Source organism: Paenibacillus sp. GCM10027628, from assembly GCF_042676385.1.
Lineage (GTDB): Bacteria > Bacillota > Bacilli > Paenibacillales > NBRC-103111 > Paenibacillus_E.
Window position 1 is genome coordinate 29,319 of the sequence record NZ_JBHTHA010000014.1, and the last position, 13,207, is coordinate 42,525.

At 45.3% G+C, this 13,207-nt stretch carries 10 protein-coding genes; 4 read left to right on the top strand and 6 right to left on the bottom strand.

What is annotated here, in order from left to right:
* Positions 1-549: 549 nt before the first annotated feature.
* Entirely contained in the window at positions 550-2,064 is a 1,515-nt protein-coding gene (gene mctP, locus ACFQZT_RS14105) for a monocarboxylate uptake permease MctP (RefSeq protein ID WP_379300836.1), read from the bottom strand.
* A gap of 18 nt (positions 2,065-2,082) precedes the next feature.
* The gene (locus ACFQZT_RS14110) at positions 2,083-2,292 is read right to left on the bottom strand and encodes a DUF3311 domain-containing protein (protein ID WP_379300838.1); all 210 of its coding nucleotides are present in this window, start codon (positions 2,290-2,292) and stop codon (positions 2,083-2,085) included.
* 572 nt (positions 2,293-2,864) lie between these two features.
* Between ACFQZT_RS14110 and fdhF (ACFQZT_RS14115) the strand changes: the two genes are divergently transcribed.
* On the top strand, positions 2,865-5,855 hold the full coding sequence (gene fdhF / locus ACFQZT_RS14115) for a formate dehydrogenase subunit alpha (RefSeq protein ID WP_379300840.1): 2,991 nt from the start codon (positions 2,865-2,867) through the stop codon (positions 5,853-5,855).
* A complete protein-coding gene (locus ACFQZT_RS14120; protein ID WP_379300842.1) occupies positions 5,830-6,309 on the top strand; it encodes a helical membrane plugin domain-containing protein in 480 nt (159 codons plus the stop codon). The genes fdhF (ACFQZT_RS14115) and ACFQZT_RS14120 overlap by 26 nt, the downstream gene beginning before the upstream one ends.
* A gap of 451 nt (positions 6,310-6,760) precedes the next feature.
* Here ACFQZT_RS14120 and ACFQZT_RS14125 read toward each other — a convergent pair whose 3' ends face one another.
* Genes ACFQZT_RS14125 through fdhF (ACFQZT_RS14140) form a run of 4 tightly spaced genes read right to left on the bottom strand, consistent with a single transcriptional unit; the run spans position 6,761 to position 11,368 of the window.
* Entirely contained in the window at positions 6,761-7,468 is a 708-nt protein-coding gene (locus tag ACFQZT_RS14125) for a response regulator transcription factor (RefSeq protein WP_379300844.1), read from the bottom strand.
* Positions 7,469-7,516: 48 nt separating this feature from the next.
* Entirely contained in the window at positions 7,517-7,912 is a 396-nt protein-coding gene (locus ACFQZT_RS14130) for a phosphate-starvation-inducible protein PsiE (RefSeq protein ID WP_379300846.1), read from the bottom strand.
* A 20-nt stretch (positions 7,913-7,932) separates the two neighbouring features.
* Positions 7,933-8,412: a helical membrane plugin domain-containing protein gene (locus tag ACFQZT_RS14135; protein WP_379300848.1), complete on the bottom strand. Its 480-nt coding sequence runs from the start codon at positions 8,410-8,412 to the stop codon at positions 7,933-7,935.
* A gap of 13 nt (positions 8,413-8,425) precedes the next feature.
* Entirely contained in the window at positions 8,426-11,368 is a 2,943-nt protein-coding gene (fdhF, locus tag ACFQZT_RS14140) for a formate dehydrogenase subunit alpha (RefSeq protein ID WP_379300850.1), read from the bottom strand.
* Positions 11,369-11,707: 339 nt separating this feature from the next.
* Between fdhF (ACFQZT_RS14140) and ACFQZT_RS14145 the strand changes: the two genes are divergently transcribed.
* Complete coding sequence (locus ACFQZT_RS14145) at positions 11,708-12,052, top strand: Na-translocating system protein MpsC family protein (protein WP_379300852.1); 345 nt, start codon at positions 11,708-11,710, stop codon at positions 12,050-12,052.
* A 334-nt stretch (positions 12,053-12,386) separates the two neighbouring features.
* Positions 12,387-13,193, top strand: a complete 807-nt coding sequence (gene fdhD, locus ACFQZT_RS14150; RefSeq protein WP_379300854.1) for a formate dehydrogenase accessory sulfurtransferase FdhD — start codon at positions 12,387-12,389, stop codon at positions 13,191-13,193.
* Positions 13,194-13,207 lie beyond the last annotated feature (14 nt).

The following is a 13,207-nucleotide window of genomic DNA, read 5'->3' on the forward strand; positions in this document are numbered from 1 at the left end:
ATCATATACGAAAGTATGTGATTGTTTTCACATAATTGTGAGCGAGTGTTGACAAGTGATTGACGAATTTGTGAAATGATTCACACACAAAAATAAGGCTGATTTTTAAAAAAACTGATCGGGGAAAATAACATGATGTTTGCAAAAGTGAACTATTCTTATTCGTTGAACTAACTGGCAGTATAGTTGAACGGAATAAGTAAGGTAAAGTTATCGAAACAAGAACGAATCTGTATGAATTATCGAACAGAATTATACTTTTTTCTTAAAAAAGCACTAATCTGTATGAATTTTCACACAGAATTATGGAATTTGCTGTTTAAAAGGTATTTATGTATGATTTTTCGAACATATCCTTCGTTCAAACCATGATTGCGCTAACGGAGTACGATAGTTCCGTAATATTGTACTATCCAGGCTGCAGGTGATTCGCTCGGCAGCCTGTTCCGCAAATCGAAAACAGAAACGGAGCCTTGCAAGCTTGAAGGCTCCGTTTTCTTCATTTTATACGTGGCGGGAGTTTCCAATGGAGTGAGTGTTGCTTTGATCTTATGCTACGTCAAAATGATAATCTTGTGGTTGCGTTTCGTCTTTGCCATTTCCGATACCAATCGCACGGAAGATGAAAGTTAGGACGATGGCCACAATGAAATTCAATACTAGGGCGTACAGCCCAGAATATACCGTCGAAGCGCCGGATAGTCCGAATGGCAACTTGTACTGATTTCCATAGCTGGTTGAAACGGCCATGAATGTACCGTATACCATCCCAATCAGCCAGCCAATTACCATAGCCCAACGATTTAACCATCTTGTGTATAAGCCGACTACGACTGCAGGCAAGGTTTGAAGAATCCAGATCCCGCCCAGTAGCTGCAGGTTGATTGCTTCCTGTTTGTTCATTAAGAAAATGAACAGCAAAGCGCCGACTTTCACAACAAGCGAGAACCATTTTGCAACCTTGGATTCCTGCGTGTCAGTGGCGTTTTTGTTGATATACGCTTTATAAATATTGCGCGAAAACAGGTTGGCCGCCGCAATCGACATGATCGCAGCTGGGACAAGGGCACCTACACCAATTGCGGCGAACCCAAATCCTGCAAACCAGCTAGGAAACATTTTAAGGAACAATTCCGGAATAGCAGCGTTGCCATCCTTCGTTGTGATACCAGCGGCAATCGCCATAAACCCAAGCAATGCAATGATACCCAGCACGAGCGAGTAGGCCGGCAGCAGCGCAGAGTTGCGTTTAATCACATTTCGACTGCTCGAACTGAAGATCCCGATCAAGGAGTGCGGATACAGGAACAAGGCAAGTGCGGAGCCAAGAGCCAACGTCGCATAAGGCGCATAAGCCTTAGGACCGAGGATGACAGCTTCCTTATGCTTGACTGCTGCGGCATCAAAGATCGGACCAAATCCTCCAAGCTTGTACGGAATATAAATTACGGCTGCAATAACAGTGATATAGATCATCAAATCTTTGACAATGGCAATGGCGGCCGGAGCGCGAAGACCGCTATTAAATGTATAAATCGCCAGTACCAGGAAGGCTATGATAAGCGGTAAATCGTGCATAAAACCTGTCCCCGTAAATCCCATGGCATCGAGTACTGCCTGCATACCAACCAATTGAAGCGCTATGTACGGCATGGTAGCCAAAATACCGGTAACTGCAACAGCCAATGCAAGGGAACTGCTTCCAAAACGTCCTTTAACGAAATCCGCTGCCGTAATGTAGCTATGCTTTTTGGCAACTGACCACAGGCGCGGCATAACGACAAATATGAACGGATAAATGATAATGGTATACGGCACAGCGAAAAATCCGATCGCGCCTTTCCCATACATCGAAGCAGGTACGGCAATAAAAGTATAGGCCGTATAAAGATCTCCGCCTAGGAGAAACCAGGTGATCAGCGTTCCGAATCTTCTTCCTCCTAATCCCCACTCATCGAGAAGCTTAAGGTTTCCTTGACGCCATCTTGCCGAATAAAATCCGATTACCGTAACTAGTAGAAAGAACAATATGAAAACGATGAATGCCGTCCAATTAATATTCATAATGACTCCTTCTCTCTCTTATTTTCGCTTAGTAGCGAAATATACGACTGCCGTTAACACTGCACTGATAATAACCCACAACAATTGATACCAGTAAAAAAATGGCATTCCTGCCAGTTTTGGCTCGGCAGTAGAATAAGATGAAGGCCAAAGCATAGCTATAAAAGGAATGATCAGAAGGATGTACCACCATTGGCTGGCATTTTTATCATTTTGTTTATTCTGCATGATCAATGTCACTCTCCTTTCACATATTTTGTGAAAAAGTTCCTAGAAAAATTTTGCGACATGAAAGCGTTTTCGTCAATATATTTTGCATTACTTCTTTGGATTGTTCTACATGTGTAGGATGACAAGAACTTTATCTCATTCCCGAATGGCAAGGAGTAGTTGGGGGCAATTGTTATCTGGACTTGCTCGTTGAACGGGCAGATTAATGTAATGACATTGTAGCAGGGCACGTCAAATAACCTTCACTCACTCACAACAACAACAACTACAACACATCACAACAACGCAACGACTCACTCATATCATTATGAGGGATCTACTGTTTTGAAAAACGGAAAAATAACTGAAAGAATCAGCCCGAATGAAAATCAATTAAGTACTTTGTTTCAAATCCATAATGCAAAGGGCCAACATTTCCGTCATCAGATTCCTTATCATGATTTGAAAAACTGGAGAGAACAATATTTTCCTCAATTGAAAGTGAATTTTCAGGTCCATGCAAGTATTTAGCAGAGAATGCATTTTTTGTTTTGGGAAAGAATATCACACCAGAGGGAGGCTGTAAGGAAATGATAAATGAAGTAACAACGGAAAGCTTTACCATAAAAATTAATGATCGGGAATACCTTTGTTCCCCGAACCAGAGTATCTTGGAAGCAGCTGAAGCTAACGATTATTACATCCCTCATATTTGCTTCCATGGCAATTTGGGCTCGATCCAGTCCTGCGATACTTGTTTGGTGGAAGTGGACGGCGAATTGAAAAGAGCTTGTGCCACTGCGGCTATGCCCGGAATGAAAGTCGATAGTATTTCTCCGAAGGCCAAGGAAGCCCAATTGGAGGCTATGCAGCGGATTTTGAAAAATCATGAGCTATACTGTACGGTTTGCGACAATAATAACGGCAACTGTATGGTTCACAATACGGCAGAGTATTTGCAAGTCGAGCACCAGAAATATGAATTTACGCCAAAACCTTATCCACAGGATAACTCGCATCCGTTTTACCGTTACGAACCGGACCAATGCATTCTCTGCGGCCGATGTGTAGAAGCCTGTCAAGATCTTCAAGTGAATGAAACCTTAACAATTGACTGGAGTCTGGAAAGACCGAGAGTTCTATGGGATAACGGGGTACCGATCGATGAATCCTCCTGTGTATCCTGCGGACACTGTGTAACCGTATGTCCCTGCAATGCGCTGATGGAAAAAACGATGCTCGGAGAGGCCGGTTATTTGACCCGCATCCCGAATGATCTCTTGTTGCCAATGATTGATATGACCAAAGAAATCGAACCTGGTTACCAGGAAATTTTCGCCGTCTCGGAAGTTGAAGCGGCGATGAGGAAGTCCAGAATTAATCGGACTAAAACCGTTTGCACTTATTGCGGCGTCGGCTGCAGTTTTGAAGTATGGACGAAAGACCGTAAAATTTTGAAGATCGAACCCCAACTGGAAGCGCCGGTCAATGGAATTTCGACATGCGTCAAAGGTAAGTTCGGATGGGATTTCGTGAATAGTGAAGAACGTTTAACCCAACCGTTGATCCGAAAAGGCGACAAATTTGTCGAAGCGACATGGGAAGAAGCGCTTTCTTTGATTGCCGGAAGGCTGAAAGAGATCAAGGATATCCATGGTCCCGATTCGATCGGTTACATTGCTTCCTCGAAATGCAGTAACGAAGAAAACTACCTCTTCCAAAAGTTTGCCCGTGCCGTCATGGGAACCAACAATGTGGACAATTGCTCCCGTTATTGTCAATCTCCTGCAACGGCGGGGATTATGCGTACCGTTGGAATTGGCGCTGATTCAGGAACCATTCGTGATATTGCAAGCAGCGATTTGGTGCTTGTGATTGGGGCAAACCCGGCGGAATCCCACCCCGTTTTGGCTACGCGGGTCAAACGCGCCCATAAGCTTCATGGTCAAAAACTGGTGGTGATCGATCTAAGAAAGCATGAACTGGCGGAAAGAGCAGACGTTTTTCTTCGTCCCAAACCGGGCACCGATTTAATCTGGCTGAATGCAGTGGCCAAGTATATCATCGATCAGGGATGGGAGGACAAGGAGTTTCTAAGCAATCGGGTTAATGGCTACGAGCCGTTTGTTCAATCCCTCGAGAAATTTACACTGGAATATGCGGAAGAAATGACGGGTCTAAAGAAAGCGGAGCTCATTCATCTCTCCACTATGATTCATGAAGCCAAATCGGTTTGCGCTCTATGGGCGATGGGGGTTACCCAGCATCTCGGGGCGACGGACACAAGTACGGCAATATCCAATTTATTGTTGACCACCGGGAACTATGGGCGGCCCGGGGCAGGCGCCTATCCGTTAAGAGGCCATAACAATGTTCAGGGAGCTTGCGATTTCGGTACCATGCCCGCTTGGCTTCCAGGTTATGAAGCGATTCAAGATGAAAAGGCTCGAGCCCGCTATGAGCAAGCGTGGGGAGTCAAGCTTCCCGATAAACCGGGGCTGAATAACCACCAAATGATTGAAGCCGTTCATCAAGGCAAACTGAAAGCCATGTATTTATTCGGTGAAGATATGGCGATTGTCGATTCCAACTCGAATCACGTGGACTCCGCCTTCGACAAGCTTGAATTTTTCGTCGTACAAGATATCTTCTTTTCGAAAACCGCCCAGTTTGCCGATGTGATACTTCCTGCCGCTCCAAGTTTGGAAAAAGACGGGACATTTACCAACACGGAGAGGCGGATCCAGCGGTTTCATAAAGTTTTCGAACCTTTAGGCAATTCCAAGCCAGACTGGGAAATTTTTCAGGAAATTGCCAATCGTCTGGGGGCAAATTGGAGCTATGAACATCCTAGTGAGCTTATGGCAGAAGCAGCAAGCCTTGCACCCATTTTTGCCGGGGTCAGTTATGAACGGCTGGAAGGATGGAGCAGCTTGATTTGGCCCGTTGCGCCGAACGGAACGGATACACCTCTTTTATTTACAGAGCGGTTCGGATTTCCAGACGGAAAGGCCAAATTGTTCCCGGTGGATTGGACGCCGCCATTCGAAGCCGGCAAGGATTTCGACTTGCATTTGAACAACGGCCGGCTGCTCGAGCATTTCCATGAAGGAAACATGACCTACAAATCCAAAGGTATATCGCACAAGGTTCCAAGCGAGTGGCTGGAGGTATCGCCAGAGCTTGCGAAAGAACGCGGCATCGAAAGCGGCGCCTTAGTTCGTCTCACTTCACCTTATGGAACCGTGAAGGTACGGGTAGAGGTGACCGATCGGGTCAAAGGGAACGAGTTATATTTGTCTATGAATACATCTGAAGATCAATCGGCGGTGAACCGGTTGACAAGCAGTTATCACGATCGGATCACGCATACTCCGGCGTATAAAGAAATGGGTGTGAAAATGGAGATTTTAGAGCGGACGGGCAAGCCGCCGTTGCCTCGCGTAAACTACCGATTTGGCAATCGAGTTCCGCAAATAGGCATAAAGGTGGAAGAGAAGTGGAAACGTTCCGATTATGTACCGATTCCGGAGATCATCGAAGGAGGGAATATCAGTGGCCAAGGCGATTACCTACATTGAAAAGCATATACCCGATCAAGCGGAAGAAGAGGCCCAAGCGATTGAGCAAATACTAAAAGCTGCTGTGAATCATCGCGAAGCGCTGCTTGGATTCCTGGACATTCTGGGGGAGCTGCAAAAAATGGGGATATTGGACGCTCTTCAGGGAATGCTGAAAAACAGCAAACAAATCGCGCTAATCGGGATCGATCAGTTGAATAAACCCGGCGCTCATCGAATCATTAAGAATGGGATGGCAGCCGTGCAATTTTTGAGCAGCGTAGATCCTTCCAAGCTTCAAAAAATATTGAACGGCGTTGCCACCGGAGTAGAGCATGGCGTGGACCAAGAGGCGGATAAAAAACAACCGGGATTATGGACGATGGTCAAGACCTTGCGCGAGCCTGAAGTGATGTCATCTTTAAACATGATGACGAAATTTTTGCAGGGCATGGGCAGAGGGTTGAACAACTAACATTGACTTTCGTGAAAAGGGGTAGTTACATGGTTACCAAAACTATTGCCATTCGGGGAATGGATGATCAGGAAGATGCCGATAAAGTAAGTCACGCCTTGCATGAGGTTTGGGGCATAAATAAGAGGCGGAGGTCAGTTTGGCCCGAAAAGAAGCGGTGTTTACGTATGACGAAACTGCAGCTTCTTTCCGCGATTTTCACCAAGCTATTCTCGATCTCGGATTTGAAGTGAAGAAAGAGGACGGTGCAACATAATGCCAATGATTTGTGAAATTTGCGGATGCGTCCAAGAAGCCGGAGAAGCCGCTCTTTTAAATGAACATGAACACCTCCATGTTTGTTCGACATGCATAATGGATAGGCAGCATTCCGAACTATTCCTGCAAAAAGAAATTGAACCATTTTTAAAGAACTGAATATCGTCAATAGCCTTCGAAAGTGTTCTCGTAATCAAGGTTGAAACTTGTAGCCGACGCCCCGGATCGTTTTGATATGCCTCGGTTCCTTGGGGTCTTCTTCGATCCTCTTGCGCAGATTGGCGATGTGAACGTCGATCGCCCGGTCGTTCATGAAGGAATCGAAGCCCCGCAGCGCGTTGATCAGTGATTCGCGGTTGAATACTTTACCGGGGCTTGCACAAAACAGCCGCAGAATCTCGAATTCGGAGAAGGTGGTCTCCACTAGCTGCTTATTTACGTAAACGGATCTCCTTTTAGGATCAAGCGAAATTGCCGTACCTGCAATTGGATTGCTGTCTTCCGGCTGCTCCTGCTGCTCGGCGGCCGTTTGAAAAACGAGCTGGGTTCGGCGTAGCTTCGCCGTGATCCGGGCGGTCAATTCCCGCATGCTGAACGGCTTGCATATATAGTCATCCGCGCCCGCCATTAATGCTTGAATCCGCTCGGACACGTCCGTCTTCATCGATACGACAAGGATCGGCACGTTCGAAGCGCTGCGAATGTCGCTGCATAGCTTCGTGCCGTCGATGTCGGGGAGCACGAGATCAAGTAAGACGATATTCGGTTCAAAGGCTTCCAGCTCGGCTAGTCCTTGAGCACCGGTTTCCGTCCGCCTCACCAAGTACCCTTCCACCGATAAGTACATCGACAACATCTCGCCGATCATGGCATCGTCTTCGATTAGAAGCACTTTGTGCATCGGAAGGTCACCCTCTATTTATAATGGTAATGAAAATTGTTTGAATGTTCATTCATTCGAATACTTATGATATTTGATTTCCAGCAGAAAACTGACCAGGAGAACAAAAATAACAGCGGACAAAAATAAATTTTCCTGGGGTTTTCCCTGGTTTACAATAATGAATCGAATGGTTGCCGTTATACCGATATAAAGCAGATATCGAATGGGAAAATGATAATTTTCCTTGAAATATTTGACGACCATCGAAATAAAAGCAAAGTAAAGGAAAAATACAAGGATATCTTGCAAAATTTCGTGAACGTTTGAACTGGGATCGAACGTATATTGAAAGATGTTAGCCAGTTCACGGATCATAAAAAAGGTTAATATCAATCCAAGAAGAGTTAAGGAAACGTTCAAAATAATCTGGAATCCTTTGATGATAAAGGTGTTTAATTTCATAACATCAACTCCTCGTAATATTACTCTTTTAACCCTTTGCCCATTCCTTTCAGAAAACGAATCCCAAAACCGATAGCGCGATTGATGTCCGGATCGTTCATGACTTTCATCAAATCAAGGATCCCGACTTTTTTAGGCGATTCCAAGTGTTCCTTTGCTTCTTCCATGCCGGAGGCCACGCTGCCTATCAGCTTTTTGGTAAGCTCAGGCTCCATTTCCGTCAAGACTCCGGCTGCACCCATGAGATTATTGATCATGTTGGTTACCGGTTTTCGAGTTGCCTGCCCGACAACGATTTTCGCGATTTCCGCTTTGGCTTTCAGCATCGAGTGGGCCGCTTCGAGAATTCCGCTGTCATGCAGTTCACGGACCAGCTCTAACGTCCTTTTCAGTGCGGCATCGTGATCCACCAGATCAGCGGTGAGCTGATCCAGCGATTGCTTTTTCTTTTCTTCTTCTGAGAAAACCTTTTTCTTGATTGCCGTAATAGGCTTTGCCATGTCTTGGCCCCCCTTATTCTTGATCTACCAGGGATACATATCCGGGACGATTCCATTTCCGCTGTACTTCGACTCCGTTTTGCGGATGGCGCATTTTATATCGTGGACTGGTTCTTGGCAGTGGATTGTTACCTTCCAATTCCAGAATCTGCATCCGTACCTTGATTTGCTTATAGACAGGCGTATGCGTTTGGACATCGACTGCCCCGCCGGTTAACAAGTTAATCGCATTTTCATGGCTGGTTGAATGCATCGGAACGTAGACAGTTTTTCCTTGAGTGCGGTCGGAAATAACAACACGAAGCTTAATTGCGCCATAAGGCGACTCGAGACGAACCAGGGTTCCGTCCTTGATCCCGCGAACATTTGCGAGCTCCGGCGATAGTTCCACAAACACTTCAGGGAGCTTGTGCTGGATCCCTTTTGATTTGTTTGTAAGGTTGCCTTCGTGGAACTGTTCCAACAAACGGCCGTTGTTTAACGTCAAGTCGAATTCTTCAGGGAACTCTACTGGCGGAATATATTCAAAGAGAGCCAGACGCGCTTTTTTATCCGGGAAATTGAAACCTTTGGTATGGAGAAGCGGTGTATTGCTTCCGTCAGGGGATCCCCAGTGGAAACTGTTCCAGCCTTCCAATACATCGTAATTACATTGCGAGAAGAACGGTGTGAGCGAAGCCATTTCCGCAAAGATTTCACTCGGATGGCTATATTCCCATTCAAATCCCATATGTTTCGCAACCTGGGTGAAGATTAACCAGTCGGGTTTGCTATCGCCCTTTGGCTCAAGCACTTGATAAAGCCGCTGCACACGGCGTTCGGTATTCGTAAAAGTTCCTTCTTTTTCAAGCGAAGGCGAAGCAGGCAAAATAATATCGGCAAATTCTGCTGTCTTGCTCAGGAACACGTCTTGCACCACAAGGAAATCGAGTTTCGAGAGCATTTCCTGGGTATGCCTGGAGTCAGCGTCCACCCATGCCATCTCTTCTCCTGCAATGTACATGGCCTTGAGTTCGCCGCGGTTGATTGCTTCCAGCATTTGAATGTTATCCAGACCAGGTTCGCCCGGAAGCTCTACGCCGTAAGCAGCTTCGAATTTAGCGCGAATCGCGTCGTCCGTGACCGGTTGGTACCCGGGGAAAATATTCGGCATGGTTCCCATGTCGGAAGCGCCTTGTACGTTGTTATGGCCGCGAAGCGGGAACGCACCGGCACCCGGACGCATGAAGTTCCCTGTAATAAGCAGCAGGTTGGCAATCGCGGCAGATGTATGGGATCCCGCCACATTTTGCGTGACTCCCATTCCCCAGCAAATCGCGGTTCCGTCTGCGTCGCGGATCATTTTGGCTATTTCGATCAAGGTTTCTTTAGGAATACCTGTTTCTTTTTCAGCGAAATCCAAAGTGAATCGCTGCAGGAGTTTCAGGTATTCCGGGTAAAAGTTCACATGTTCTTCTATGAATTTCGGGTTATGCCAGTTTTGATCGATCATGTATTTGGCGACGGCTGATAACCAGACATAATCCGTTCCTTGTTTCGGACGAATGAACAAATCGGCGCGGTCCGCCATTTCATGCCTGCGAAGGTCAACGGCGATGAGCTTTTGACCATGCAATTTGTGCGCGCGTTTGATGCGTGTGGCGAGCACAGGATGTCCTTCGGCGGGAGCGCATCCAACCAGGATGACAAGACCTGCAGAGGCGAGGTCCTTGATCGTACCGGAGTCGCCGCCGATACCGCCTGTCTGCTGCAGACCCCAAGATGCCGGGGATTGACAGTAGCGGGAACAGTTATCGACATTGTTGGTTTGGAACACTTGACGGGCTAATTTCTGCATCAAATAGTTTTCTTCATTGGTGAATTTGGAAGAAGAAATGAATCCAAGTGAATTGCCGCCATATGTTTCTTTAATGAAACCCATTTTGCTGGCCATCAGGCTGAGTGCTTCTTCCCAAGTAGCTTCTACAAATTCATCGCCTTGACGAATCAAGGGTTTCGTCAGACGTTCATCGCTGCCCACGAAATCCCAACCGAATTTCCCTTTTACGCAAGTCGAAATACCATTCACGGGCGCATCGGAAACGGGTTGAACCTTCAAAATTTTTCGTCCTTTGGTCCAAACTTCGAAGGAGCAGCCTACACCGCAAAACGTACAAACGGTTTTCGTTTTTTTCGTGCGTGTTTCACGCATGGAAGCTTCCGCCTCAGAGATGGCAAAGATGCCGCTGTAACCCGGTTCCACTTCTTTAATCAAATGAATCATCGGATTGAGCAGGTCCTTTTCGATTCCGCTCATAAACCCGGCTTCACCAAGCATCGATTTTTCCATCAAAGCGTTGCAAGGGCAGACGGTCACGCATTGACCACAGCTGACGCAGGAGGAATCGTTGATAGCAACTCCATCGTCCCAAATGACTCGAGGGCGGTCGGCTTCCCAATCAATCGATAAGGTCTCATTGACCTGAAGATTTTGGCATACCTCTACGCATTGGCCGCACGCGATACACTGGTTGGGATCGTAGCGATAGAAGGGATGAGACATATCGACTTCGCTTGGATCGGCCTTCGGTTTATACGGGTATTTTTGATGCTCGATTTCCATTAATTCCGCTGTGTTATGAAGCGCACAATTGCCGTTGTTGTTATCGCACACCGTACAGTAAAGCAAATGGTTTTCCAAAAGCCTATCCATGGCTTCAGTTTGTGCTGCTTTTGCTCGCTCGGAAGACAATTGAATGTTCATGCCGTTTAAAGCTATCGTAGAACAGGAACGCATTAGTTTTCCATCCACTTCCACGATACAGGTATCGCACGTCTGAATAGGATCCACTTCAGGTACATAACATATTTGAGGATGCTGAAGACCATTTGAGTTTATGGCCTCAAGTATGGTTGAACCTGATTGAACATCGTACTCCTTTCCATTCAATGCAATTCTGACTATGTCTTCACTCATGGGAAAGACCCCTTTCAACATGTAAGAAATAAAAAACTCCACCACAAGAACATGTATCTGAAATTCAGACGCATGTTCTTATGGTGGAGTAGTATTTCAAGCATCTTCATACTTAAATGCCAATCCGCCATTTGAAAAATGTAATTAACGGCAAACAGAATTCACTGCCTGCACATCAATATGATAATGTCTATGATTAATGACACAATTATAACTCCGAATCGAAAAAGAATTCAACAGTTTTAGGCATGTCGATTCTGTGACTTTTGTATTTGACGTGTTTTTAGTATGATTAATGGGTATTCAGATTCTACCAGGTTTTGAGAGAAGGGATAGCAATTGAAAAAGGAAGCGGCTTTCAACGAACTCATTAGGAAAGTTCGAAAGGATTTGTTCGGCAAGGGACCCGAACGTATCCATACTACATTTGTTGACAATATGGCTATTACCATGCTGCATGGGAATATGACCCCAACAGAAAAATTTATCGCAAGCGAGCCTGACGGCAAAGATATGGTGCACGCAGCCCGAACGAAAATGATTCAAAAAATGTACACGACGAATTTCAAGGCCCAGTTAGAGCAATTGATGGAAACGAAGCTGGTCCATCTCTTTTCGGATATGAAAGTGGAAGAAGACGTCGCTGTGTCCGTTTTTGTGTTTGAACGTAAAATTCAGGAATAATAAGAAAAACAATAGAATTTCCGAAAAATTCGCATTTGTTATTTTGCATGATCATTAATATAATAAATCGAGCGAGGACTTACCAAGATTGGTTCATACTGCTGAATGGAGTGTTCCTAGTTGTCTGGGAACGCTTTATACTTAATACTGTGTGTTAGATTGATTTCCCTATACGATAGTGTAGGGAGGTTAACCAGCATTAACAGACTCTTTCCAAATGATGAGTTTGTTTGATGCTGGTTTTTTCTTTCAGAAAACTGTCGCATAAGCTTTATTTTCGGCTTTTTATCGGGCATAACTAAAATAAAATTCAGGAGTAAGGGATGTAGAGAATATGAATCCGGTCGAGATTACTCGCGAGATCATCCGTTTTTATCATGGCAATATCGAGCGTTTGCAGGATAAGATCGTGACCGAATATCCTGTTACAATTAAAATCAACGGTGAAGAGTTTGCAACCATGGTCAGTTCGCCGGAATACATCGAGGATATGGCAGTCGGTTTTCTGGCTTCAGAAGGTGTCATTCAACGTTATGATGACATTGACGATATCTGGTTTGAAGCAAAAGCAGGCTTCGTTCATATCAAGACCAAAAAAATGAATGAGTTTTATCAAAGATTCCATTCTAAAAGGTATATTACCTCCTGCTGCGGGAAAAGCAGGCAAGGCTTCTATTTTATTAACGATGCCAAAATGGCAAAAGTCATGTCAGAAATACAGGTGACTCTGTCATTCGAGGATTGCTTTCGTTTAATGGGACTCATGCAAAGTTCGGCAGAGATTTTCCAGGATACGGGGGGAGTCCATAACGCCGCGCTTTGCGATAAACACGGGATCCTTTTATCTAGAATGGATATCGGCCGACATAATGCGCTGGATAAGATTTACGGATATTGCTTAAAGCATAATATTTCATTAAAAGGAAAGATTATCGTATTTAGTGGGCGCATCTCATCCGAAATCTTATTGAAAGTCGCAAAGATCGGATGCGAGGTCGTTCTTTCGAAGTCTGCCCCGACGGAGCTTGCTCTTCAATTGGCGGATGAACTGGGAATCACAACGGTCGGATTTATTCGCAATCACTCATTAAATGTCTATACTCATCCCGCAAGAATTGAGGGAATTAAATTGAATGGATGAAAACAATTATAAAT